This is a genomic window from Cryobacterium sp. Hh7 (genome assembly GCF_004403155.1).
GTDB classification, from domain to species: domain Bacteria; phylum Actinomycetota; class Actinomycetes; order Actinomycetales; family Microbacteriaceae; genus Cryobacterium; species Cryobacterium levicorallinum.
In genome coordinates this window covers 329154-354420 of sequence record NZ_SOHG01000016.1, presented here as the reverse complement: position 1 = coordinate 354420, position 25267 = coordinate 329154, and the positions used below count along the sequence as shown (strand labels likewise).

General features: G+C 66.3%; 21 protein-coding genes. 11 read left to right on the top strand and 10 right to left on the bottom strand.

The annotated features are described in order from the left end of the window. Positions 1-187: 187 nt before the first annotated feature. Complete coding sequence (gene moaA, locus E3T43_RS06665; RefSeq protein WP_134443181.1) at positions 188-1306, top strand: GTP 3',8-cyclase MoaA; 1119 nt, start codon at positions 188-190, stop codon at positions 1304-1306. A 49-nt stretch (positions 1307-1355) separates the two neighbouring features. Further along, positions 1356-2207, top strand: a complete 852-nt coding sequence (fdhD, locus tag E3T43_RS06660; RefSeq protein ID WP_134471768.1) for a formate dehydrogenase accessory sulfurtransferase FdhD — start codon at positions 1356-1358, stop codon at positions 2205-2207. A 6-nt stretch (positions 2208-2213) separates the two neighbouring features. Here the strand turns inward: fdhD and E3T43_RS06655 are convergent, their stop codons facing one another. Further along, positions 2214-4514: an FdhF/YdeP family oxidoreductase gene (locus E3T43_RS06655; protein ID WP_134471767.1), complete on the bottom strand. Its 2301-nt coding sequence runs from the start codon at positions 4512-4514 to the stop codon at positions 2214-2216. 207 nt (positions 4515-4721) lie between these two features. Here E3T43_RS06655 and E3T43_RS06650 point away from each other — a divergent pair, with 207 nt between their 5' ends. From E3T43_RS06650 to E3T43_RS06640, 3 genes are all read left to right on the top strand, one after another. Then, positions 4722-6116, top strand: a complete 1395-nt coding sequence (locus E3T43_RS06650) for an OFA family MFS transporter (RefSeq protein ID WP_134471766.1) — start codon at positions 4722-4724, stop codon at positions 6114-6116. Between the two features lie 399 nt (positions 6117-6515). Next, positions 6516-8894, top strand: coding sequence for a glycosyltransferase (locus tag E3T43_RS06645; RefSeq protein ID WP_134471765.1), 2379 nt, complete (start codon positions 6516-6518; stop codon positions 8892-8894). Further along, positions 8891-10204, top strand: coding sequence for a glycosyltransferase (locus E3T43_RS06640; RefSeq protein WP_134471764.1), 1314 nt, complete (start codon positions 8891-8893; stop codon positions 10202-10204). The genes E3T43_RS06645 and E3T43_RS06640 overlap by 4 nt, the downstream gene beginning before the upstream one ends. 81 nt (positions 10205-10285) lie before the next feature. Here the strand turns inward: E3T43_RS06640 and E3T43_RS06635 are convergent, their stop codons facing one another. Next, positions 10286-10996, bottom strand: a complete 711-nt coding sequence (locus E3T43_RS06635; RefSeq protein ID WP_134471763.1) for an NTP transferase domain-containing protein — start codon at positions 10994-10996, stop codon at positions 10286-10288. A gap of 315 nt (positions 10997-11311) precedes the next feature. Between E3T43_RS06635 and E3T43_RS06630 the strand changes: the two genes are divergently transcribed. The 3 genes from E3T43_RS06630 (at position 11312) to E3T43_RS06620 (ending at position 13516) form a co-directional block, all read left to right on the top strand. Beyond that, positions 11312-11533, top strand: a complete 222-nt coding sequence (locus E3T43_RS06630) for a hypothetical protein (protein ID WP_206751395.1) — start codon at positions 11312-11314, stop codon at positions 11531-11533. A gap of 160 nt (positions 11534-11693) precedes the next feature. Then, a complete protein-coding gene (locus E3T43_RS06625) occupies positions 11694-12668 on the top strand; it encodes a M20/M25/M40 family metallo-hydrolase (RefSeq protein WP_198414319.1) in 975 nt (324 codons plus the stop codon). Next, complete coding sequence (locus tag E3T43_RS06620) at positions 12665-13516, top strand: MurR/RpiR family transcriptional regulator (RefSeq protein ID WP_241978847.1); 852 nt, start codon at positions 12665-12667, stop codon at positions 13514-13516. The genes E3T43_RS06625 and E3T43_RS06620 overlap by 4 nt, the downstream gene beginning before the upstream one ends. Positions 13517-13708: 192 nt before the next feature. Here E3T43_RS06620 and E3T43_RS06615 read toward each other — a convergent pair whose 3' ends face one another. Genes E3T43_RS06615 through E3T43_RS06600 form a run of 4 tightly spaced genes read right to left on the bottom strand, consistent with a single transcriptional unit; the run spans position 13709 to position 19381 of the window. Continuing rightward, positions 13709-15121 (bottom strand): amidohydrolase family protein, encoded by a 1413-nt coding sequence (locus E3T43_RS06615; RefSeq protein ID WP_134471762.1) that lies wholly within the window; start codon positions 15119-15121, stop codon positions 13709-13711. An 11-nt stretch (positions 15122-15132) separates the two neighbouring features. Next, the gene (locus E3T43_RS06610; RefSeq protein WP_134471761.1) at positions 15133-15561 is read right to left on the bottom strand and encodes a hypothetical protein; all 429 of its coding nucleotides are present in this window, start codon (positions 15559-15561) and stop codon (positions 15133-15135) included. A 44-nt stretch (positions 15562-15605) separates the two neighbouring features. Beyond that, the gene (locus E3T43_RS06605) at positions 15606-18569 is read right to left on the bottom strand and encodes a molybdopterin cofactor-binding domain-containing protein (protein WP_134471760.1); all 2964 of its coding nucleotides are present in this window, start codon (positions 18567-18569) and stop codon (positions 15606-15608) included. Continuing rightward, complete coding sequence (locus tag E3T43_RS06600) at positions 18566-19381, bottom strand: xanthine dehydrogenase family protein subunit M (RefSeq protein ID WP_134471759.1); 816 nt, start codon at positions 19379-19381, stop codon at positions 18566-18568. The genes E3T43_RS06605 and E3T43_RS06600 overlap by 4 nt, the downstream gene beginning before the upstream one ends. Before the next feature lie 209 nt (positions 19382-19590). Here E3T43_RS06600 and E3T43_RS06595 point away from each other — a divergent pair, with 209 nt between their 5' ends. Next, complete coding sequence (locus E3T43_RS06595; protein ID WP_134471758.1) at positions 19591-21084, top strand: NAD(P)/FAD-dependent oxidoreductase; 1494 nt, start codon at positions 19591-19593, stop codon at positions 21082-21084. Here the strand turns inward: E3T43_RS06595 and E3T43_RS06590 are convergent. Together E3T43_RS06590 and clpS are read right to left on the bottom strand one after the other, a co-directional pair. Continuing rightward, a complete protein-coding gene (locus E3T43_RS06590; RefSeq protein ID WP_134471757.1) occupies positions 21066-21599 on the bottom strand; it encodes a DUF2017 family protein in 534 nt (177 codons plus the stop codon). The genes E3T43_RS06595 and E3T43_RS06590 overlap by 19 nt on opposite strands. Beyond that, the gene (clpS, locus tag E3T43_RS06585; protein WP_134471756.1) at positions 21596-21880 is read right to left on the bottom strand and encodes an ATP-dependent Clp protease adapter ClpS; all 285 of its coding nucleotides are present in this window, start codon (positions 21878-21880) and stop codon (positions 21596-21598) included. Before clpS ends, E3T43_RS06590 begins: the two co-directional genes overlap by 4 nt. 109 nt (positions 21881-21989) lie before the next feature. Here clpS and E3T43_RS06580 point away from each other — a divergent pair, with 109 nt between their 5' ends. Next, on the top strand, positions 21990-23354 hold the full coding sequence (locus tag E3T43_RS06580) for an aminotransferase class V-fold PLP-dependent enzyme (protein ID WP_134471755.1): 1365 nt from the start codon (positions 21990-21992) through the stop codon (positions 23352-23354). Further along, positions 23351-23890 carry a Fe-S cluster assembly sulfur transfer protein SufU gene (gene sufU / locus E3T43_RS06575; protein WP_134471754.1) on the top strand — a complete coding sequence of 180 codons (540 nt, stop codon included), beginning with the start codon at positions 23351-23353 and terminating at the stop codon, positions 23888-23890. Before E3T43_RS06580 ends, sufU begins: the two co-directional genes overlap by 4 nt. A gap of 74 nt (positions 23891-23964) precedes the next feature. On the opposite strand, the gene E3T43_RS06570 is transcribed toward sufU, so the two are convergent. Continuing rightward, positions 23965-24348, bottom strand: coding sequence for a flagellar assembly protein FliW (locus E3T43_RS06570; RefSeq protein WP_134443165.1), 384 nt, complete (start codon positions 24346-24348; stop codon positions 23965-23967). Further along, entirely contained in the window at positions 24345-25265 is a 921-nt protein-coding gene (locus E3T43_RS06565; RefSeq protein ID WP_134443164.1) for a flagellar hook-associated protein 3, read from the bottom strand. The genes E3T43_RS06570 and E3T43_RS06565 overlap by 4 nt, the downstream gene beginning before the upstream one ends. Between the last annotated feature and the right edge of the window lie 2 nt (positions 25266-25267).

Sequence of the window (25267 nt, the reverse complement as noted above, 5' to 3'; positions counted from 1 at the left end):
ATCAGCATCCGCGCGCCGCGTGGCTTATTCAGGAAATCCGACCCGAATCTGCGCGAATAGCGTCGGATCCGCTCAGAAATTGAAATAATTCCTGAATTAGCCACGGATTCAGGCCGCGAGCCGCGGCATCCGCTTAGAACCGGTGTTCTCGGTATCCCCGTGCGGAGCGCGGGGTTAGGGTGGAAACATGACCGGCGCCGACTTTGCACAACCAGCTCCGCGCTTTTATCGAGAGCGCTCGGACATTCCGGTGGACCTGGAAACGCCCACCGGCACCGTGACCGACCGGCTGAACCGGCCGTTGCACGACCTGCGCCTCAGCGTCACCGACCGCTGTAACTTTCGCTGCGTCTACTGCATGCCGAAGGAGATCTTCGGCCGGGACTTCGCGTTCATGGAACACGACGAACTGCTCAGCTTCGAGGAACTCACCCGGCTCGCGCGCGTGGCCGTAGCCCATGGCGTTGAGAAGATTCGGCTGACCGGCGGTGAACCACTGCTGCGTAGGGGGCTTGAAGACCTCATCGCCCTGCTGGCCGAGCTGCGCACCCCCGACGGCCGTGAGATCGACATTGCCCTGACCACGAACGGGTCCGCGCTGGCCGTGAAGGCGCAGGCGCTCAAGGACGCCGGCCTGAAGCGCGTCACGGTGTCGCTCGACTCGCTCGACGACACCACGTTTCGCACCATGAACGACGTGAAGTTTCCGGTCGCGAAGGTGCTGCACGGCATCGACGTGGCCGAAGCCGTCGGCCTCGGCCCGATCAAGGTCAACATGGTCGTGCAGCGCGGCAAGAACGACCAGGACATCGTCGCCATGGCCCGGCATTTCAAGGACACTCCCTACATTTTGCGGTTCATCGAGTTCATGGACGTCGGTTCGAGCAACGGCTGGGAGATGGGCGCAGTCGTTCCGTCGAAGGACGTGATCGCGCGCATCCACGCCGAGCTGCCGCTTGAAGAGATCGCCCCGAACTACAGCGGCGAGACCTCCCGCCGCTGGCGCTACCAGGACGGCGGCGGCGAGATCGGCGTCATCTCGAGCGTCACCCAGAACTTCTGCCAGACCTGCTCGCGCGCCCGCGTGTCGACCGATGGCAAGCTGTTCACCTGCCTGTTCGCCACCGAGGGCCACGACCTGCGGGCGCTCATGCGCGGCGGATGCTCCGACGCGGAACTCTCCACCGTTATGGCGCACCTCTGGCGGGAGCGCACCGACCGCTATTCGCAGCTGCGGAGCGCGAAGACTAGCGAGCTGCGGGCGTCTGGTGCCAAGAAAATCGAAATGTCCTACATCGGCGGCTAATCGGCAAGGCTGGAGTGCGGTACCGGCACCAGCGTGGGAGACTTTAAGAATGAACAGAATTACCGCGCGACGCAAAATTACTCGAATCACCGTCGGTGCCCAGCCTCTGGCTGGCGAGGACCTGCTTGCGGTCGAAGAACCGCTGGAAATTCGAGTGAACGGCCGCCGCCTTGCCGTCACGATGCGTACCCCGGGTAACGACATCGACCTTGCGGCGGGGTTTCTGGTCTCGGAGGGCGTCATCACGCAGGGCGACGATTTTAATTCGGCCCGCTACTGCGCGGGGGCGATCGACGGGGTCAACACCTATAACGTGCTGGACGTCACCCTCGGTGCCGGCGTCGCGCCACCGGAACGGAGCTTGGAGCGCTCCCTCATCACCAACAGCTCTTGTGGCCTGTGCGGCAAGGAGAGCATCGATGCCGTGCGCACCAAATCAGTCTTTGAGATAGCGGATGACGCGGTGCGAGTGACTGCTGAATTGCTCACGACTTTTCCCGACAAGCTGCGCGCGGGGCAGAACGTGTTCGAGAAGACTGGCGGCATTCACGCGGCCGGCCTGTTCGATGCCGCTTCCGGCGAAATGCTCGTGCTGCGCGAAGACGTCGGCCGGCACAACGCCGTCGACAAGGTCATCGGTTGGGCGGTCAAGGAGAACAGGCTGCCGCTGACCGGCACGGTGCTCATGGTATCGAGCAGGGCGAGTTTCGAACTCACCCAGAAGGCCCTGATGGCGGGCATTCCCGTGCTCGCGGCGGTCTCGGCGCCCTCGTCACTCGCCGCGGAGTTCGCCGTCGAGGTTGGCATGACCCTGGTCGGCTTTCTCCGCGGCAACTCCATGGTCGTCTATGCCGGCGGCGACCGGATCATCGACGCACAGCGTGACGAGCAGGTCGCCTGACTCAGGCTAGGCAGCGGCGCCGGCCGGAACGAAGCGCACGGTCATGGCCTTGTAACCGGGGGTGTTCGATTCGCGGGCCACGAGCTCGCGGTGCATGAGTGCGTTCGCCTCCGGGAAGTACGCAGCCGCGCAACCGCGCGGTGTCGGATAGACCACGAGACGGAACGTGTTGGCTCGACGCTCGACGCCCTGGTACGTGCTGATCACGTCGACCATATCGCGGTCGGCGAAGCCCAGCTCGGTGACATCGTCTTCGTGGATGAGGATGACGCGACGACCGTTCTTGATGCCGCGGTAGCGGTCGTCAAGACCGTAGAACGTGGTGTTGTACTGGTCATGGCTGCGGATGGTCTGCAGAATCAAGTGACCCTCTGGCGCCGACAGGTACTCGATCGGGCTCACCGTGAACCGGGCCAGACCAATATCGGTGGCAAAGCTGCGCGTATCGCGCGGCGGGTTGGGCAGCACGAACCCATTCTTGGTCTTGAGTCGAACGTTGAAGTCGACGAAGCCGGGTACGACGCGGGAGATGTGGTCACGAACGACGTCGTAGTCTTCCGCCATCGCCTTCCAATCGACCGGGTGGTCTTCTCCGAGCGTGGCGTTGGCCATGCGGGCAATGATCACCGGTTCGGCGAGGAGGTGCTCAGACACCGGCTCGAGGCGTCCCTGAGTGGTGCGAACGACCGACATCGAGTCTTCCACTGAGAGCACCTGGCGGCCCGACGGATGCTTGTCATCGGTATCCGTTCGGCCGAGCGTCGGCAGGATGAGCGAGGTCAAACCGTGCATAACGTGCGAGCGATTGGGTTTGGTCGACACATGCACGGTGAGACCGACGCGCTGCATGGCTTTCTCCAGCAGGTCGGTATCGGAGCAAGCCAGGGCGAAGTTGCCGCCCATGGAGACGAACACGTCGACGCGGTCGTGCACGAAGGCATCCACCGTGTCGACGGAGTCGAGGCCATGCTCCCGCGGGGATACGATGCCGAACTCGGCGTCGAGGGCGGCGAGCATGGGCTCCTTCGGCTTTTCCCACACACCCATGGTGCGGTCGCCCTGCACGTTGGAGTGGCCGCGCACCGGGCAGGCGCCTGCGCCGGGCTTGCCGAAGTTGCCCTGCAGGAGCAACAGGTTGATGATCTCCTTGAGGGTGTTCACCGAGTGCGGCTGCTGGGTCAGGCCGAGCGCCCAGCAGATGATGGTGGCCTTGCTCGCGATGAGCAGTTGCGCCACCGTCTCGATCGCGGCACGGTCCAGGCCGGTGGCCTTTTTCGTTTCGGCCCAGTCGATCACCGATCGGGCGGCCCGATAGGCCTCGATTCCGTCGGTGTTCGCGGCGACGAACTCGTGGTCGATGACCGACCCCGGTACGCGGGCCTCCTCCTCGAGCAACAGATGACCGAGCGCCTGGAACAGGGCCAGGTCACCGCCGACCTTGATCTGCAGAAACTCATCAGCCAGGTTGGTGCCCTTGCCGACGACGCCCTTCGGAGTCTGCGGGTCCATGAAGTTGAACAGTCCCGCTTCGGGCAGAGGGTTGACGGCCACAATCTTGCCGCCGTTGTCCTTGCATTCGGCCAAGGCCGACAGCATGCGCGGGTGGTTGGTGCCCGGGTTCTGGCCGACCACCATAATGAGTTCGGCCTGGTGGATGTCTTCGAGCGAGACCGTACCCTTGCCGATGCCGATCGTGGGGTTCAGCGCTGAGCCGGAGGACTCGTGGCACATATTGGAGCAGTCGGGCAGATTATTGGTGCCGATCGACCTGGCGAACAGCTGGTACATGAACGCCGACTCGTTGGCGGTGCGGCCAGACGTATAGAAGACGGTGCGGTCGGGCACCGTGGCGCGAATCTGCTCACCGATTAGCTCAAAAGCATCATCCCAGGAGATCTGCGAGTAGTGCGTGTCGCCCGGGCGAATGACGACGGGGTGCGTAATGCGGCCCTGGTTTCCGAGCCAGTACTCGGTCTTGGTGGCGAGCTCGGCGATGGAATGCTCTGCCCAGAACTCGGGCGTCACCGTGCGTAGCGTGCTCTCTTCAGCGACGGCCTTCGCGCCGTTTTCGCAGAATTCTGCGGTCTTTCGATGTCCCTGGGATTCCGGCCACGCGCATCCGGGGCAGTCGGTGCCGTCGCGCTGATTGAGGCGCAGCAGCGACCGTGCGGTGCGAACGAGACCAGCCTGGGCAATACCCCGATCGAGCGCCACCGCTACGGCTTGGATGCCAGCAGCGTGGGTCTTGGGCGCGGTGACGACAAGATTATTTTCGTTGATGTCGTCGATAGGTGCTGAACGTGTCATATATCTATCCTGCCTTGCCGCCAAGGGGAATTCCCCCGAATTACCAAATGGGCGAGATTTTGGAACGAAATGTGTGCGATGAATCGTCTAGGATTGCCTCCGCAGACTATTCATTCTATCCGTTTGCGGAGTACGTCCACGGCCATCGTGGACAGCCGAAACGCACAGCAGAGTCGCTATCGCCATACCGGCAGCAAGGATATCTCCATGAGCTGGCTCGACCGAGACCGCACCATCGCCCCACCCGGATTCAACCGCTGGCTGATTCCGCCGGCCGCACTCGCCGTGCACCTCTGCATTGGCCAGGCTTACGCCACGAGTGTTTACAAGACCGCGCTTGTGGCGCACTTCGACGCCAGCCTGGTGCAGATCGGGGTGATTTTCTCAATCGCCATCGTGATGCTCGGCCTGTCGGCGGCCATCATGGGTACCTGGGTCGACACCAACGGGCCGCGCAAGGCCATGTTCGTCGCGGCTCTGTTCTGGTCGGGCGGATTCCTCATCGGTTCGCTCGGAATCTTTACGAACCAGCTGTGGCTGGTCTACGTCGGCTACGGCTTCATCGGCGGTATCGGCCTCGGCATCGGCTATATATCGCCCGTTTCGACGCTCATCAAGTGGTTTCCGGACCGCCCGGGCCTCGCCACCGGCATGGCCATCATGGGCTTCGGCGGCGGCGCCCTCATCGCCAGCCCAGTGTCGACGGCGCTCCTCGGCTTCTATGACCCCAACTCCGGGGCAGCGAACTGGGTGGCGAGCGGCGACTCCGTGGGCAAGCTTTTTCTCACCCTCGCCGCGATCTATCTCGCGTACATGATGTTCGGAGCTTTCACGATCAAGGTTCCGGCTGCTGATTGGGTGCCGGCCGGTTTCGATCCGTCGAAGGTGCGGGTCAAGGCCCTCGTCACTAGCAACCACGTTTCAGCCAGGAACGCCATTCGCACGCGTCAGTTCTGGCTGCTCTGGGTCGTCCTGTTCTGCAACGTCACGGCCGGTATCGGCATTCTCGAGCAGGCCGCACCGATGATCCAGGACTTCTTCCGGCAGAGCGACGGCAACTCGCTGGTCTCGGCGGCCGTTGCCGGAGGCTTTGTGGGCTTGTTGTCGCTCGCTAATATGGGCGGACGATTCGCCTGGTCGGCCACGTCGGACAAGACTGGACGCAAGAACATCTACATGGTGTACCTCGGCGTTGGCATGGTGTTGTACGTGCTGCTGGCGCTCTTCGGATCGAGTACGACGGCGCTCTACGTTGTACTGGCCTTCATCATCATTTCTTTTTACGGTGGCGGTTTCGCTACCGCTCCGGCCTACCTGCGGGATTTGTTCGGAACCTTTCAGGTGGGGGCCATCCATGGTCGCCTCCTGACGGCCTGGTCAGCGGCCGGCATTGCCGGTCCGCTCATTGTCAACTCGTTCCTCGATGCTCAGGGCGCTCCGGGTGAGTTGACGGCCGCGGCCTATCAGCCGGCCCTGCTCACCATGGTTGGGCTGCTCGTTGTTGGCTTTGTGGCGAACCTTTTCGTGCGACCGGTTCACACCGACTTTCACGAACCCGAAAAGCCGCTCGTCGGTGCAACAGCTTGGAAGGCGCACGCATGAAGGTTCTAAAAGTCATTGTGGCTTGGGCGCTGGTAGGGATCCCGCTGGCCTTTGGCATTTCTCAGACACTCGCGAAGGTGACGGCCCTGTTCGGCTAAACCCGGCATTTGCAGATATAAACAGATAGAGCCACGCCCCATTCACTGGGGCGTGGCTCTTTTTTGCGTCTTGAGTGCTCGGCACCGATCAGGCAGTCTGTCAGCCCTGGCGCCCTCATTCATGCAATGATGGCGAATGGGGAAGTCGCTAGCTAGGCTAGCTATACCTGATTCGTTCGCTTTCGTGTTCGGGATCCTCGACGTTTCTCGCACCGAAAGTTCCGAAATTCACCCATGTTCACTCGTGGCAACCCCGAATCGCCACGATTGATTCGACGAGTTTCACGAAAAGGAGCAGCCAATGGCTACCCACACCGCACTCGATGAACAACGATCCGCCGCAACGCTGCTCGAGGGAATTCGACGCGCCGACGACCTCACCGTGGCAGCCAGCCGCGATGGGGGCGCCCGGGCTGTGCGCCTGCTGGCACAAGCCGCGACCGATCCGAGCGACCAGCTCACCGCCATCGCCGCAGTGCACGCCCTCGCCCAGGTCTTCGACGACTCCGCCGACGAGGTGCTTGTTGCCTTGCTGCACCACGACTCGGCTTTTCTGCGTGAGCACTCCGCCTGGGCCTTCGGCACCCGCCTGCCGCGCTATGACGCCATCGCCGACCTCGTCACGCTCGTTCGGCAGGGCGGCTTTACCGGCATGCTCGCCCAGCGCACTCTGGAACAGTGGGGATCTTCGGCCGCCGATCAGGTTGCCCTGTTCCTCGAAGGTTCCCTGCTCGGCATGACCGAAACGGATGCCCGCACCCGCCTCATCGAGACCATCGGCCTCATACCCGGCCGCATTCCCGAGCGGTTGCTGCGTCGGGTGGCCACCGACCGCGCCGAGAGCCTGCCCGCTCGCGCCGCCGCCATCGCCGGCCTCGGTGACCGATCCCCGAGCGAAGCTGTGCTCGAATTACTGAGCGTCCTCTCTCAGGACGACAATGCGAGCGAACTCGCCGCCGTTGCCCGGCTGGCCCTGTTCGACCTGACGGCGACGACCGCACCACGCCCGAAGTGGAACCAGGGCGCCACAATCGCCCAACTCTTTCTGCACGCCGACATCGACGGTGAACTCTCCCAGGTCGGTGCCGGCGACAACGGTGGCATCGCGACCCTGCTGGTGCGGCTCGGTGACGCCCTCGTCGCCGAGCCGGCCGGCCGAGGCAGCGGAACGGAGAGCGCCGCGGCATCCGCTTTGCGTGCGCCGTTTGTCGGAAGCCGTCGCGGGACGGGCCGCGACGATCGGGTCGATCGGGTGATCACCATGTCCCGCGGCAGTCACGAGTCAGCGCTTGATGGGCTGGCCGACGTCGGAGCGACCCGGCGCGGGCACTCCTTCGCGGCGGTTCCGTTCGTCGGTGGTCCGGTGCCGTCGATCGACTCCTGGCCTCGGCGGGTCGCAGCGCAACGCGGCATTCTGCGCATCCTGCGCTCGGCCGGAGTCGTCGACGCGATTCACCTCCGTATGGCCGATGTCGGCAGCCTCGCCGCCGCGACCGTGGCCCGCGACCTGGACATTCCGGTCGTCTTCACCGTGGCCCCCGACCCGCACGGCGTGATCGACTCGCTCGAATCGAGTGGCGCGCTCACCCGAACGAACTTCGGCGAGGTTGATGCGGTCGAACACTTCTGGTTTCGTGCCCGCTTGGTGCAGCGACTCGCCGCGGATGCCGCGCACACCGTGCTTTTTCCGCGCCCGCACCTGCAGCAGGACATTGAGCGCCTGATCGGAATCGACATTGACGCACACCCGGAACGACACTCGGTCATTCCGGAGGGCATCGACCTCGCAGTGATCGACCGTGCCCGAACGGATGCCCTGGCATCGCTTAGCCAGTCCGGCGTGAGCGGTTTGGTCGCCAGCGACGACGACCTCAGCCACGATCAGGACCCGATTGATCACTTCGACCACGACCTTGACCGCATCGACCGCACGAATATGGACGATGCTCGCGCTGCGTCCGCCGCGCTTGCCTTCGACCAGCTCGACGCGCTGCTGGGCACCCTTCCGCCGTCCCGGCGCGGACTGCCGCTGCTGATCAGCGTCGGCCGGCTGCACCGCGTCAAGGGCATGGCGGCCCTGGTCGAAGCCTGGACCGGGGACCCGACCCTGCAAGAGCGCTGCAACCTGCTGATTGTGGGCGGTGATTTGGAGCATCCGTCCTGTGATGAGGGCATTGAGCTGGCGCGCATGGCCCGTTCCCTGTCTGGCGCGAATCGTGACGACGCTGCGGCCCACGGCCTGCTCCTGGCCGGGCATCGCGCCAACGACACGGTCGCCCGCTGGCTGGCCGCGATCCGCTACGGCCGGCCCGGGCTCGCTGCGCCGTTCGGTGTGTATGTCTGCGCGAGCATGAAGGAGGAGTTCGGCATCGCGCTGCTCGAGGCGATGGCGACCGGCCTCGCGGTCGTCGCGCCGAACGGCGGCGGACCGGCCACCTACGTCGAGAATGGCGTGACCGGTTTTCTGGTCGACACCGGCGACGCGCAGGCTCTCGGTTCCGGCATCCGCGATGCCCTCGCCGTGGCGGCCGGAGTGCACGGCGGCGAGTACGCCGACCTGGCCCGGCGCATGGTGGCCGACAACTTCACGATCGAAGCCATGGCGAGCACACTCGGTTCGGTCTACCGGGACGTCGCCGTGGCGACCGAGCCGGTCGCCTGGGAGCTGAGCGTCTCATGACCCTGCTCATCATCAGCCCCGACTACGCCTCGCACCTGTACCCGCTCGCGACGCTCGGCACCGCCTGGGCGCAGGCCGGCGAACGCGTCGTGGTGGCGAGCGGACCGGCAACGGCCGACATTGTGGCCGCGTTCGGGTTCGAAAGGGAGAACCTGCAGCTGGGCCGCGGTTCCAACCCCGGCACCATCCGGGTCGAGCAGCAGCCCGCCGGCGAAGATGACGCCCTGCGCGGGTTTTTCGACGCCACCCGCCGCGGAATGGTCGATACCCTGCTCTTTCAGGCTGAGGCCCGCAGCAGCGACCTGCTCTATAACCCGGTCGCGATCGCCCGCGAGGTGCAGCGCATCGTCGAACGGGTGCAGCCCGACCAGGTGATCGTTGACCACCTCGCCTTCAGCGCCCGGCTCGGGCTACTCAGTGCGGGCGTGCCGCACGCCGATGTGGTGCTCGGGCATCCGTCTGCCCTGCCCGTTGGCTCGGAGATCTACGGGTACCCGCCGGCCTGGCCCGCCGAGTTCTCGCCCGACGTTGGCGAGTTGGCGCTGCTCGAGCTGCAGTGTGCGGCCGTTCGCGACTCGTTCACCGCTCAGTGGAACGACGCGCTTTTCGAACTCGATCCATCCGCGGCACCGACCCTCGATGCCTTTCAAGAGTGCGGGGATCTGCTGCTGCTCAACTATCCGGGCGAACTGCACTCGTCGGCGCGCACGGACCAGCTTCCACCCCACCGGTTTCTCGGTTCGGCGGTGCGCTCCGAGGCCGTCGACCCCGAGGTCGAAGCCTGGCTGGCGGCGGATTCTCGGCCCGTCGTCTACGTGAGCTTCGGAAGTTTTCTCTCGGTGCGCGGTGATGTGCTCGCGCGCGTCGCCGAGGCCCTGAGCGGGCTGCCGGTGCGGGTGGCCATGGCTGTCGGAGCGACCGACCCCGCCACGCTCGGCCCCATTCCTGATTCCTGGCTGGTGCGCGGGTTTCTGCCGCAGGTGCGCCTGCTGCAGGAGGCCGTGCTCGCGGTGACGCACGGGGGCAACAATTCGGTGACCGAGGCGATGACGGCAGGCGTGCCGCTCGTTGTGCTGCCGTTCTCCACCGACCAGTTCGCCGGCGCGGCCGCCCTCGACGCGGCGGGCTTCGGCACCTCGCTGCCGCCGAATACCGCAAACGTTCTCGCGTTGCGGGACGCCTGTGAGCGGATGCTGCACCTCGCCGGCGAAACGCGCGCCCGTCTCGACGCCCTCGCGGTGTCGCTGACCGTGCAGCCGGGCGCGGCGCGCGCCTACGCGGCGCTGACGCGGGTGGTGGCGCGGGGGTAGTTCAGGCTCAGTTTCGTTGAGCCACGAGGGTTCGGGACCTCACCATTTGTTCCGGGCCCGGGCCCGGAACGTGGGCCCAGGTTAGATCATGGGCCCACGTTCCGAAGGTGGGCCCGGTGGTTCACGGGGCCGGTCGACGTCGGCCCCGGTGCCGAGGTCGCCACACTCGACCGCTTCGACGTCGTGCGCACGCAGATAGGGTCGCGCGCCGGAATCGCCGGCGAGAGTCTCGAGGAGGGACGCCCAGTGCGACCGGCCGATCACCACGGGATGCCCCGGCTGGCCGGTAAACCGGGCCTGAAGCAGTGTGCCGGCCGACGCGGCGGCGGAGCCGGGCGCATCCGTCGTGTCGTTGGTCCTGCCGATCAGGCGAGCCACCGTCGCCGCGTTCAGGTCGGGTACGTCGACGGGAACGACCGCGATAGCCGTGAGCTCGGGGTGGTCGAGGGCGCAGCGCAGGCCGGCGCGCAGGGAGGCAGAGAGTCCTTCGGCCCAATCGTCGGCCTGCACGACTAAAACGGATGCTGTTGGCCGGTTCGTGCTGCGGGCTCGCGCACCGTCCCTTGAGGCCACGGGATCCGTTTTGAGCAGCGCCGCGGCCTCGGCACCGCGGGCGCCGAGCACGACGATGACCGGGGAACACCCGGCGGCCGCGAGCACGTCGACGGCGTTCTGCAGCCAGGATCGGCCAGAGGCATCGTGCACGAGCGCCTTGGGCATGCCATAGCGGGAGCCAGCACCAGCGGCGAGCACGAGTCCGGCCACGTGGTTGGGTGCTGGCGGCTTGTGCATGTCTGCCATCGTAGGGTTCACGAGCCGTGGCCTGGCGCCATGTTCAACTACAGGGCTCCGCCGAGCCGTGAGTTTCGGGCGCCGAGACGTGAGGGTTGGGCCTGTTTTGTGCCGTTTTGGCCCCAAGACTCACGGCTCGGCGAGCGGATGTGTCCCTAGCTCTGCCCCGCCCACTCCAGCCCTGCGCGCAATGTGGGCGTGCTCACCAGGGACTCCGGCGACGAGGTCCTTGACGTTGGGTGGCACAGGCTGGTCGCAGCGGTAGCGATGTGCTCGAAACCTGGCTACTCCGCCGTAAAATCGCATACGCTGTGAATGTTACCGACCGAAGGATTCGCCGTGTCCCTCCACTTCGAACATTCCCCTCAGCGCCACGTTCCCGGCCCGGGTGAGCCTTCCATCCCACAGCTCGAGGTCGACCAGACCATCGCGCCGCGTCCGGAGGAAGAGATCGCCGACGCCCTGCGAGCGGAACCAGACGTGGTAGATCACAGCGAGCATCGAGTGACAACACCCCCGGGTTCGGGAACGAACTAACGCGAAAAGGATCGTCACATTCCGCTGGACTCTGGATGCCAAGTGGGCGACATCGAGTCCGGAAGCTCGTACTCGTTCGATTTTCAGGCCCAGGATGGCAGCTGCGACAGGCACGTAACGCGCCGGAAACCTCCGCTGCCTAAACTGGCCACCTGAAACTTTGGTTTCACCATGCCGAGGGAGTGAAACACATTTCCAGCCTTCCGATCAACCCGCCAGCGCGGCTTCTCCTGGGTCCGGGCCCGATCAACGCCACTCCCCGGGTGCTGCGCGCCGTGGCTGTGGCCGAACGCACCGCGCGGTCCGGCCGCGCCCTGCCGGCCGCGCCCTGCCGTTCGCGCTCGAAGTCGTCGCGTTCGGCGATGAGGAGGGCACTCGGTTCGGCACCCCGCTGCTGGGCAGCCGTGCCCTCGCCGGAACCTGGCAGGCCGAGTCGTGGGAGTTGCGCGACCGGAACGGTGTGCGCCTCGAGGCGGCCTACCGGCCGTTCGGGCTGGATCCGGCGTTGATCGGTGCAGCCGCGCGAACTCCGGCCAACCTCATCGGCTACCTCGAGGCGCACATCGAACAGGGTCCGGTGCTCGACGACAGCGGCCTCGCCCTCGGCCTCGCCCTCGGCGTCGCCTCCTCGATCGCCGGGGCCCGGCGGTTCAACCTCGTGATCGAGGGGGCCGCCGCGCATTCCGACGCTCGCGATGGCGGCCTGCCGCCGACTCCGTTTTCGATGGCCGGGCATGACGCCATGGCGCTGGCGGCGCTGACCGACATCGGCATGCTGCTCGTGCGGTGTCGCGGCGGCATCAGCCACCACCCCGACGAGTCGGTCACCGAGGCCGATGTGGCGCTGGCGCTCGATGCCTTCGAGGCCGCAGTGCTCGCCCTGGCCGAGCAGTATGACGCCGAGGAGATGGATTCCGAGTTCGATGCGCGGGCCTGCGCTCTGCTCGATTTTCGCGGTGATTCCGACCGGAGTGGCCGAGCCACCGGACGGTATACCGGTGGGTACGACCCAGACCAGAACCGGTCCGACCGGCACGATTCCGACCGGCTCGATTCGGACCGGCACGCGTCAGACCTGCGCGAAGCCGACCGGTGCGCGTCCGACCGGCACGACACCGACCCGGCAGCGCAGTGACCGCCACCATGAACATCGGACAGCGCATCGACGGGCAGTACGGCGACCTGTCGCCGCAGGAGCAGCGGGTGGCGGACTTCATCCTCGATCATCTGAGCGACCTGGCCGTCTACAACGCCACCGAACTGGCCCGGCTCAGCGGGGTCTCCAAGGCGACCGTGTCGCGGCTGTTCCGCCGGCTCGGCTTTCAAGATTCGGCCGAGGTGCGCGAACACGCGCGTACCCTGCGCCGCAACGGGGCCCCGGTGGGCGGGCCGGGGGCATCCGCTGGAACGCCGTCGCGCCTCGCGGCGCACCTTGCGGGGGAGCAGGAGAACCTGCGCCAGCTGCTGCAGAATCTCGAAGACGGCCGGCTGGATGCCGCGGCGCGGCTGATCGCGCACGCCGGCAACGTCGTCGTGATCGGGCTGCGCAACAGCTACCCGCTCGCCCTGCACCTGCGTCAGCAGCTCGCCCAGGCCTGCGACAATGTGCGGCTCGCGCCGTTGCCCGGGCAGTCGATCGGTGAGGACCTGGCCGGGCTCGGCGCGCACGATGTCGTCGTATTGTTCGGATTCCGGCGCCGCACGGCCGGGTTCGGGCAGCTGGTCGCGGCGATCGAACGGCGCGGGATTCCCCTCGTGCTGATCGCCGACTCCTCCGCCCGGCGGCACGCCGACGGCGCCGCCGTCTGGCTCGAATGCCCGATTGACAGCGCCAGCGCATTCGACAGTTATGCCACCGCGATGAGCCTGATCAACCTGCTCGCGACCGGCGCCATGGGCGCGCACGTGCGCGTGACCCGCACCCGCATCGCGGCCATCACCAGCATCTACGACGATCTCGACGAACTCGAGGCGCCGTGGTGAGGTAATTGGGCCCCCTGCTGACTCTCGCCGCCCCAGCGCTCTGCGACCGCCGACCTGTCGGAGCACTATCACGTTCACCCTGCTGCTCGCCCCGTTCGCGTACTCCACCTATCGCGGTAGCTGACCCGAGCCGAGCCGTGAGACTTGGCCTCAAAATCACGGCTCGACGAGCGGATGCGCCACTCGACTTGACTACTCCACGCTCACCCGGCGGCCACGAACGTAAACCCCGGTGATCGCGGGCTCGCGCAGGGCGAGCAGCAGCGCGAACAGGGTCTGCTCGGCGGCCAGCACCGCGTCGTCGGCGCGCACGGCGTTCGCCAGCACGAGTGCGAGCGGTTCCCAGCGGTCCGGGTCGATCAGCAGAAAATCCGCATCCTTGCCGAGGTCGAAGTTGCCGAACCGGGCCTCCATATCGAGCGCGCGGGCCCCGGCGAGTGTGCCGGTGAACAGCAGCGCGGCCGGGTCGAGTGCCACTCCGGCGTCGCCGGGCTCGGACAGGTGCGATTTGTAGCAGTCGTTGAGCACCCGCGCGACGAGCCACTCGTCGCCGCCGCCGACATCCGTTCCAATCGCAACGTTCACCCCGAACCCGGTCGTGCGCCGCCACGGCATGGTGCCGGAGCCGAGGAACGCCTGCGAGGTCGGGCAGTGCGCGATCGACGTGCCGGTGTCGGCGAGGCGGGCGAGCTCCGAATTCTGGCAGTGCACGGCGTGGGCGAGGATGCTGCGGCGGCCAAGCAATGACGAGCCGCCGCGGACGGAGCCCGGCAGGAAGCATCCGTCGTAGGTGTCGAGGTAGGTTTTCGTGCCGAACACCGAGCGCACCGCGTCGATCTCTCCCGTGCCCGGCCGGTCGTTCTCGTTGAGGTGGCTGTGAAAGTACACGCCTCGCCCGCGCACCGAGTCGTAGAGCTCGCCGAGGCCTGCGAGGGTTGTCGGCGTCACCGACAGACTGAACCGGGGCACGATCGCGACCTGCAGCAGCGCGGTCTGGGCGTCACCGGTGTCGACGGCGTGCCAACGGTCGATCTCGGCCGCCGTGAGCTCAATCGCGGCCTGCTCGCTCGTGACCAGCGCCTTGGCGGAGTCGGTGCCGACGGTTTGGATGCCCCGCCCGCTCACCAGGCGAAGGCCGGCCTTCTGCGATTCTTCGAACAGGGCGTCCTGCGCCGGCGCAAACGCCGAGCCGAACACGAGGGCGCTGGTCGTACCGACGGATGCCCGCCGCCGCGTGAAATCGCGCGCCACCTGCCGGGCAAAACCCGGGTCTTCCAGCCGCGACTCGGCCGGGAAGACGCACCCGTCGAGCCATTCGAGCAGCTGGCCGCCACCGTAGGCATCCGTTGTGTAGGTCTGCGGAAAATGAATGTGGGTGTCGACGAAACCCGGCAGGATGAACCCGGTTCGGGTCACCGGCAGTGCAGTGAATGCGGCGGGCAGCTCGTTGAAGGGGCCGACCCAGGCGATCGTGCCGTCGTCGGCCGTGACGAGGGCCCCGTCGGGCACCGAAACGAGCTGCGAATGGGCCTGCGCCACTGTGGGAGCGCCGGCTATGTGAAAAATGTGGCCGCGAAAGACCGCGCTACCCGTTGATTCGTACATATCTACGGATATTATCGTGTTCTGGCGTCGAAATCGGCAATTTTGACCGTTTGCGGCGAGATTTCTCGTTGTCCTGCCGGTATGTTCTCGACCAGCCCGTTATGCGAGTTCCCGGCCGGCGCGGTGTCTGCAACGTGCCACGTGGAGCCTGGTTTTACCCTACTGAAATCGGATTCGTCCCATTCGAGGGTTTGGAAACCTGCCTGATACGCCGCGTGATCCCGCCGAAATATGCGGCCCGGCAGGTCGCGGGAGTGCTGCCCCGCGTTCGTCGAGATTGCGTGGGTTAGTCGTATGGTGATCGCGGCGAGCTCGATCAGCGAGATGGTCGGCTCGCGCGGGTCGGACGCCTGTCCGGTGGCCGAGACCGCCATCGACCGGCGCGAGCCGGTTTCGGGGCCGCGACCCGATCCGTTGGTCGAGCTGGCCGAGACCGCCATCGATCGGCGCGAGCTACCCTGCGCGAGCCGGGCCGCGCATCCGCTCAGCCGTGCAGCAGACGCCAGATCCGGTCACGGGACATGGGCAACTCGGTCGGACGGATGCCGATCGCGTCGCGTATCGCATTGGCCAGCGCCGGCGCGACCGGGTTGTAGGTTGACTCGCTCATCGACTTGGCACCGAAGGGCCCGAGCACGTCGTGGCTTTCGGCAAAGTACACCTCGGTGACCGGCAGATCCACGAGCTGGGGCACGTGATAGTTGCGCAGCACCCGCGTCGTCACCGCTCCGGCGCCGTCGAGCACGATCTCTTCGAACAGGGCGGTGCCGAGCGCCTGCGCGACTCCGCCCTCGATCTGTCCGCGACACTGCTCGGGGTTCATCACGAAGCCGGCATCGGCGGCCTGGATCGACTGCAGAATGCGCACCTCGCCGGTGTCGGTGTTCACGGCCACTCGAAACGCGTGCACGTTGAAGGCGAGCGAGCGCAGCGCTCCGTCTTCGCGGCGCATCGCTGTGAGGTCGACGTCGTTGGCCGCGGCCCAGGCTGCGAGGTCGTCCAGGGTGACGACCGCACCCGTCGCACGCAGCCCCTCCCGTTCAAGCTGCCAATCCACCTCACCGAGACCGCTGCACGATGCCGCTGCCCCGACCAGGGATTCGGCCAGCGCGGTCGCCGCGGCGAGCACGGCTTTGCCGGCGACGACGACCCCGGCCGAGCCGAACGCGCCGGAATCGTAACCGGCAGCATCCGTGTCGGAGTGCACCAAATCGATGCGGTCGACAGACGTGTGCAGCGCCGTCGCCGCGATCTGCGCGTGCACGGTCGTAGTGCCGTTGCCGAACTCGGTCGTGCCGACCCGCACCAGATAGCGTCCGCCAGCGAGTAGCTGAACGGATGCCTGCGAGCGGTGGCCGCGTGGCGGCGTGGTCGCGATCATCGACGACGCCATGCCGGAGCCGACTTTCCACTTTGCACCGACCGGAACGACGGCCCGGTTGCCGCGCCCCAGCGCCGACTCGGCGAGGTCGAGGCACTGGTCGAGGCCATAGCTTCCGAAGACGAGGTCGGGCCCTTCCTCGTGCGTGACCACGAGCGGGTCGCCGGGCTGCACCGAATTGAGTCGGCGCAGTTCGAACGGGTCCATCTCGAGTTCCCGGGCCAGGTCGTCGAGCGCGCTTTCGATCGCGAAGATAATCTGGCCGAGGCCGTAGCCGCGGAAGGCGCCCGACGGCGGGTTGTTCGTGTAGACGCTCTGGGCATCCACTCTTTTGTTGGGCACGTTGTAGAGCGCGACGGACTCACTCGTGCCGTGGAACATCACGCCCGGGCCGTGGTTGCCGTAGGCGCCGGTGTCGGCGAGCACGCCCAGTTTCAGGGCGGTGAGGCGGCCATCGGCCGTGGCGCCGAGGGTCACGTCGATCGCAAACGGATGCCGCACCGGGGCGATCGTGAGCTCGTCGGTGCGGGTGAATTCGTACTGTACCGGCTGGCCGGTACTAAGCACCGCGAGGGTGACGAGGTCTTCGGTGAGCAGTTCCTGCTTGCCGCCGAAACCGCCGCCGACCCGGGCCGTGAACACCCGCACTCCGGCCGGTTCGAGGTCGAACAGCCGGCAGATCTCCTTCTGCACCAAAAACGGAACCTGCGAGCTCGTGCGCAGCACCAGCCGGTCGCCGTCGATCCAGCCGATCGTGCCGTGGGTTTCGAGGTGGGTGTGCGAAATGCGTTGGGTCTGCCAGCTGCCCGAGATAACGGTGGTCGCCTCGGCGAGTCCGGCCGCAACGTCACCGAATTCGCCGTGCAGTTCGGCGACGAGGTTGCGCCCCGGGTCGGCCAGTCGCGACACGACCGGGTCCTTGTCGCCGTGCACCAGCGGGGCACCCGGCAGAGCAGCCAGCCGAGGGTCGAATACGGCATCGAGCACCTCGTACTCAACGTCGATCAGTCGGCAGGCGGCCTCGGCGATCGCGACCGAGTCGGCGACGACCGCTGCCACGCGCTGCCCGCTAAAACGCAGGGTCTGGTCGAAGACCAGGGTGTCGTCGGGGTCGTCGAACCGGCTCTCGTGCCGCGCGGTCGAAAACAGGGTCGTGGGGGAGTCGGCATGGGTGAGCACGCGGTGCACCCCGGGCAGCATGGCCGCTTTCGACGCATCAAGGGAGCGGATGCGCGCGTGCGCGTGCGGACTCCCGAGCACCGCGAGGTGCAGCAGTCCGGCAACGGAAACGTCGAGGGTGTACGGCTCGAGCCCGCTCACGATGCGCTCCCCGGCGATCGCGCCGGCGGAGGTGCCAACCGGGCCGGCCATGCTGCTCGTGGTGGAGTGGCCCGTCGTGGACTCGCTCGCCCTGACCCGTCCGGTCGAGGCCGATCCGGTCGAACCCGCACCAGCCGAAGCCGGCTCGGGAGTGGCCCGGCCGGTCGTGCGCACCGGTCCGAGGCTGGACGTTTCGGCGTGCTCGCGCTCCGGGGCGACGTGGCAGGAGCCCGCCGGCGGGGTGTGCTGGCCGCGAATGGCGTCATTGATCGAACGGTAACCGGTGCAGCGGCAGAGGTTTCCCTTGAGCAGGCGGGGAAGTTCGTCGGGGTCGGTGCTGAAGCCGGCGTCGACGCCGTTTGCACGGGTGGTGTCGGCATCCGCTTCGATGGCGGCGGCGGTGACGACCATGCCGGGTGTGCAGAAGCCGCACTGAAAGCCGGCGGCGTCGACGAAGCGCTGCTGCACCGGCGCGAGGTTGCCGGGCTGGCCGAGGCCGGCCGCGGTCGTGATCTGCTTGCCGGCTGCCCGGTAGGCCGGGTAGATGCAGGAGTGCACGGGCGTGCCGTCGACCTGAACCGTGCAGGCGCCGCAGTCGCCGGTGTCGCAGCCCTTCTTCACTTCGAAGTGTTCGTGGTCGCGCAGTAGGGTACGCAGGCACTGGCCGGGTTGGGGCGTCGCCTCGACCGGGCTGCCGTTGACCTCGAAAATGACCGTGCCGACCGTTGCGACCCGTTCCAGCGTCATGCGAGACCTCCAACAAGTTCAGCGCGAATTTCTTCGCCGAGCAGTAGTCCCATCGCGCGTCGCCAGTCGGCGGCGCCGTGGGCATCCGTGAACCAGCAGTCGATCGCGGCAATATCGCCGGCCAGCACCTCGGCGGCGGGTAGCTCCGGGTACCGCAATTGCACCGGATGCAGCGTCGCCGCCGTGACCGTGAGCACGAACAGACCGTCGGCATCGAGCCGCCCGGCGAGCACCGCGCCCGAGCGTCCGAGCGGCGACAGGGCGATCTTGCGATATGCAGTCTGCGACTGCAACGCGGCGAGCGGAACGTGAATAGAGCGCAAGACATCACCGGGTGCGAGCACGTTGGTCGTGTTTCCCGTGACAAACGAACGGGCCGGCACGACCTCATCGCGCCCACCAGCACGCCAGACCAGAACCTCCGCGTCGAGCGCGACGGCGAGAGTGATCATGGGGCCAGCCGGCAGAGAGGTGGCCAGGTTGCCGCCGATCGTGGCAACATTCCAGACCTTGAACGAGCCGAACAGGGCCGTGCAGCACTGATAGAACAGCGGATGCGCCGCCCAGCCCTCACGCATCGGCAGCTGGGAGAGTTCGGTGAAGGTGCAGGTCGCGGCAATCTCGAGGCCGTCGTCCGTGATGGTCAGCGCGCGCCACCCGAAGGTGTGCAGGTCGACCAGACCCCTGAGGTGGGCGCGCGGGTCGGCGAACAGCTCGGATCCGCCGGCCAGCGGCACGACGGTCGGACCGAGCGCGGCGAGGTCGCTCCGCTGTCGAGCGGAGGTGACGTGCGTCACAGTGCTGAGGTCCATGGGTCTCCGTCGCGGGCCAAGTCGAGCCGTGCGTGCGGCCTTGAGCACACGGTAATAGCGGGTTCACAAAGTAGGCTACCGCACACTCTGCCCACCAAACTGAACCCACCATGATGATGAGATTTCGTGTAGAAACGGGGTGTCGGCACCGGTTGATTCCCAGCTGACACTGTCAGGATTTAGGCACCTTTCGACGGTGGGAGACCGAGATGACTACGACCCCAATCTTCGCGCACACGAAGTCAGCCGCCAACCCGGCTCCCGATTCACGCGTGCTCGGACGCGACCATTTCGACGTCGTCGTGATCGGTGCCGGCCCGGCCGGAGCCGCTGCAGCCCTGCGCGCCGCCGAGCTTGGAGCATCCGTCGCCATCTGTGAGGCTGATCGCCTGGGGGGCACGTGCGTGAACACCGGATGCGTGCCGACTCGTGTACTCGCCAAAACCGCAAGACTCATGCGAGAGATCCGAACGGCCGACGCGTATGGCATCTCTGTGACTGAACGTCCCATCGACTGGCCCGCCACGGTCGCCCGAGTACGGGAAACCGTGGACCGGGTTCGTTCCATGAAGGGTGAGGCCACCCGATTTGCCGATGCCGGCGTTCATCTCATCCTGGAGGGGCGCGCCCGCTTTGTCGATGCCTTCACGCTCAAGCTCGACACCGGGCGCACAATTTCGGCCGACACTGTCGTGGTGTGCGTGGGAGGTCATTCTCGCCGTCTTCCGGTGCCGGGAGCTGAACTGGCGGTAGTGCCCGAACACGTGCTCGACCTGCCTCGAGTTCCCGATCGGCTGGCGGTTATCGGCGGCGGCAACACCGGCGCACAACTGGTCACTGTGTTCAATTCTTTCGGTTCAACCGTGACGCTGCTCGACGTGGCCGACCGGGTACTCGCCACCTCCGATGAGTCCGTCTCGCGGGCCGTTGCGGAGGCCTTCGTCGAACAGGGGGTCGCCGTCCACCTCGGCATTGACGGTGTCGCCGGGCTCGATCGTGCCGCGGACGGCTCGATCACGCTGACCTGGCGCGAGCACGGGCACGACGTGTCAGGTAGCTTCGACGCCGTGATCATGGCAACCGGCTGGCCAGCGGATGTCGACGACCTGGGTCTGGAAGCAGCCGGCGTCGTTACGAGCCGATCGTCTATCCCTGTCGATGCGTATTTTCGCAGCTCGGTGCCGCACATCTTCGCCGTCGGCGATGCCAACGGCCGGGACATGCTGGTGCAAGCTGCACAGTCCGAGGGAGAGGCAGCAGCCGAGAACGCCGTTTTGGATGCCAACCGGCGAACCGCGCACCATTTGCTTCCGGCCGGTGGGTTCACGGATCCCGATTACGCTGGCGTTGGCCTGTCCGAGGTGGAGGCCCGGCGTCGCGACGAGCTGTGTGTGGTGGCGGTGGTACCGTTCTCGCGGCTGGATCGTGCTGTGATCGACGATCGCCAACGTGGATTTCTCAAACTCATCACCGATCGTCGGCGTGAGCTCATTCTGGGTGCTCACGCGGTCGGTGAGAACGCTGTGGAGGTCATTCAGTCGGTCACTACGGCGATGGCCGCCGGAATCGACGTGGCCACGCTGGCCAAAGTGCGCTTCGCGTACCCTACCTACAGCGCCGTGATCGGTATCGCTGCCAGAGATCTGTTGGCCGAGAACGCCGATGGGTCAGCTCGTCGCCGAGGTCACACGTCGATCGCGTAGACGAGTTCTTCCTGCAGCATGCCGAGCCAGTCATAAAGTTCGCGCAAAAACGGTGCGTCTTCACCCTCGAGGTGGACGACTCCGTCGGCGGAGACCTGCAACCGGTCGGCGAGCGTCAGCCGTAGGTCGGTGAGGCTGCGGAGCCAGGCCTGCACGGCATTGGGGTCGAGGCTGATGGTGACCGGTCGGTGTTCCTCGTCGTCCGTTTCGGTCTCGTCCCGTTCCGTTCCGAGGGTGTCCAACACAATCTGGGCGTTGTGCTCTTTGCGTTCGAGCAGGCCGGGCGCTGTGAATCGACGAAATTCTGCCGCAGCCTCATCGTCGTCACGGTAAGCGTCGGGCAGCAGACGGCCGAAGACACCGTCGCTGCGGGCGAGCACGGGGTCGGCGGCTCCGGCATCGAGCATATCGACCAGTTGGCTGGTGGCCAGGCGCAGCAGATCAACCTCGATCGCCTCGAATCGTGCGTGCAAGATACCGGAGACGTGCGGGGTGAACCGCTTCAGGCCGCTCATTCGTCAGCCCTAGCCAGGGTCGCCCAGAGTCCGTAGCCGTGCATGGCTTCGACGTGGCGTTCCATCGATTCGCGATTGCCGGTGGCCACGACGGCCCGACCGGTGTTGTGGACCTGCAGCATGAGACGTTCGGCCTGCTTCGGGGTGACCCCGAAGTAGCTACGAAAAACGTAGGCGACGTACGACATGAGATTGACCGGGTCGTCCCAGACCAGCGTCACCCACGGTCGGTCGAGTAACACGTGCTCGCGTAGCTCCGTGTATTCGGCAGTCTTGGTCACCCCTCAAGCCTCACACGCCGCCGCGGAGTTTTCCACCGCACACGCAGACTTCCCGTGCAGATGTGCCCGCGCGGTGCCCGGGTTCGGGGAGAGGTAATATCCTTGATGCATGACGTCTTTTGCACCATCGTCCGCCGTTACAGCAACCGGAACTCCCGTAGCTGGTTCCCAGCACCCCGAGTTGGCCCCACTGACCAACATTGACGTTGAACGCATTCGCAACGACTTTCCGGTGCTGCATCAGACGGTGAACGGGCATCCGCTCACCTATCTCGACTCCGGGGCAACCTCGCAGAACCCGATCAGCGTGATGGAAGCCGAGCAGGAGTACTACGAGCAGCGTAACGCCGCCGTGCACCGCGGCGCCCACACGCTCGCCGTCGAAGCGACCGAGGGGTTCGAAGCCGCCCGCGAGAAAGTCGCTGCGTTCGTCGGCGCCCAGACCGACGAGATCGTCTGGACGTCCAACGCCACCGAGGCCATCAACCTTCTGGCCTACAGCTTCTCCAACGCCTCACTCGGCCTCGGCGGCCCGGCCGCCCGCCGCTTCAGCCTCGGCGCCGGCGACGAGATCGTTGTCACTGAGATGGAACACCACGCCAACCTCATTCCCTGGCAGCAACTCGCGCTGCGCACCGGCGCCACCCTGCGCTTCATCCCGGTGCGGGGTGACGGCACCCTCGACCTGCTGGCCGCAGCGAACATTGTCGGCCCCCACACGAGGCTCCTCGCCTTCACGCACGGCTCGAACGTCACCGGAACCCTGAACCCGGTCGCCGAACTCGTCGCCCTCGCCCGCAAAGTCGGCGCCCTCGTCGTGCTCGACGCCTGCCAGACCGTGCCGCACCTGCCGGTCGACGTTGCGGCGCTCGACGTGGACTTCGCAATGTTCTCGGGTCACAAGATGCTCGGCCCCACGGGCATTGGGGTGCTCTATGGCAAGGCCGACCTGCTCGCCGATATGCCGCCGTTCCTCACCGGTGGGTCGATGATCACCACCGTGAACATGCAAACCGCCGAGTTCTTGGCGCCGCCGCAGCGTTTTGAGGCCGGCACTCAGCGCATCTCGCAGGCGATCGCGTTGGCCGCGGCCGTCGATTACCTGAGCGAAACCGGCATGGATCGGGTCGCAGCGTGGGAGGCGCAGCTCGGTCAGCGACTCGTGGCGGGGCTGGCCGAAATTTCCGGAGTGCGCCTGCTCGGCCCCGGGCTCGGCGTGGAACGGCTCGGACTGGCCGCCGTGGATGTCGCCGGCGTGCACGCGCACGACGTCGGCCAGTTTCTCGACGACGCCGGCATTGCCGTGCGGGTCGGCCACCACTGTGCCCAGCCGCTGCACCGTCGACTCGGCGTGACCGCCTCGACCCGGGCGAGCACCTACCTCTACAACACCACTGATGAGGTCGACCTGTTTCTGGCTACCCTCGCTGAGGTCGCGCCCTTCTTCGGGGTCGGCACGGGAGTGCGCCGATGAGCGACCTGCAGCAGCTCTACCAGACGATCATTCTGGAGCACTCCAAGGCCAGGAACGGAGCCGTCGCCCTCACGCCGCTGTCCGACGCCGTCGCGCTCGGCGCGGCGAGCGGCCTGCGCGTGGCCGAATCGCACCAGATCAACACGACCTGCGGTGACGAGGTGACGCTGCGCGTGTCGCTCGGCGCGGGTGCTTCTGCTGAAACGGATGGCGCTGACTCGGCCGGTGGCGCGGAAACAGCTGCGAGTGCCATCGTGGCCGATCTGGTCTGGGCCGGGGAGGGCTGCTCGATCTCGCAGGCATCCGCTTCGATTCTGACGGACACACTGCGCGGCCTCAGTGTGACCGAGTCCCGCGGTCTGCTCGACAACTTTCGCGAGATGCTGCGCTCGCGCGGCAAGATCGAACCCGACGAAGAGATTCTCGGCGATGCGGCCGCGTTCGGGGGAGTCTCGCGTTATCCAGCCCGGGTCAAGTGCGCGATGCTGCCGTGGGTAGCGTTCGAGGCCGCCCTGATCGAGGCCGAGTCGCGCTGACTCGCTGAGTACCTCGCGACAGCAAAGTAACTCTCCGCCAGAGCGGAGAGCTACGAGCCATCGGGAGTTGGCAGCTACCCCGCGAGAGCGGAGAGCGGAACCTGCAGCGGCCAGTCCTGGTCTTCGAGAATGAATTGGGCCGAGAGCCCGGTGGTGGCGTTGATGACGATCGGCGCCATCAGGTTCACGGTGGTCTCGGTCTCGCCGGGGTTGGCGATCACGAGCACCATGGCGTCATCGGAGCTGACCAGTTCGAGCGACTCCACCTGGGCGTCGGTGATCACGGGCGAGTAGTGCGGCAGGTAGAGCGCCGCACTGAGGGCGTAGAGCCGCGCGGTCGTGCCGTCGACCGACTGCATCGAGTACAGCCCGTCGACGCCCTCCACCTCGAAGAGTGTGAATTCGGTGAGCGGGTCGAAACCGGGCGGGGGAGTGACAAAGGTCAGGGTAATACTCATCGAAGAAAGTCCATCAGGGTTGGTTGGAGTACGCGGGCGGTGACGGCCAGAGCCGCCTGGTAGGTGACTTCCTGCAACTGCAGGTCGAGAATTGCCTGGCCCAGATCGAGGTCTTCCACGTCGGAGCGCTGGCCCTCGAGCGTGGCGGCACTCTCGGAAAGCGAGAGCCGGGCACGGTCGACCAGGGTCTGTCTGGCACCGGCGGCCGTGTGCTGGGTGAGAATGCTCCCCATGCGCTCGTCGATGTCGGTCAGAGAGGAGCTGACCGATTCGTCGGTACGCAGCTTCGTCACGATCGAGTCGATGAGGCTGAACACAGAGTCGTCGCCGGTTCCGAAGACCGCACTTCCGTCGGCATCCACGCGAATGGTGCTGTTGGCGCTCGTTCGGCGTTCCACCGTCGTCGTGGCGTCCCCGGTGAAGGTGTACACCTGCGGACTGGAAAAATCGGCAGGATCGGAGAGTGCGACGCTGTAGGCGACGCCGGCGTCGGAGTTGCCGGCGAACACCGTGCGCCCGAGGTAGCTGGTGTTGGCCACGTTGAGCAGTTCGTCGCGCAGGCCCACGAGTTCGACCGCGATGGCTTCCTTGGCGGTCGCCGACATCGATCCGTCGTTGGCGCCCTGCACGGTCAGATCACGCACGCGGTTCATGAGCGAGGTCGTGGCCGAGAAGCTGGATTCCAGCGTGGTGAGCCAGGCATCCGCGTTGGCGGTGTTGCGCTGGTACTGACCGTTGGCGCGCAGGTCCGACCGTACCTGCATGGCCGTCGCTGTGCCGGTCGGGTCATCCGACGGTCGCCGAATGGCATTGAGAGTGGATGCCGCCTCCTGCGTTCGCGCCAGCTGGGTCATGTTCTCCTGCAGGTTGCGCTGGGCTGCGCGCATCTGGGTCTGGGTCGTGACGCGTTCAATCATGG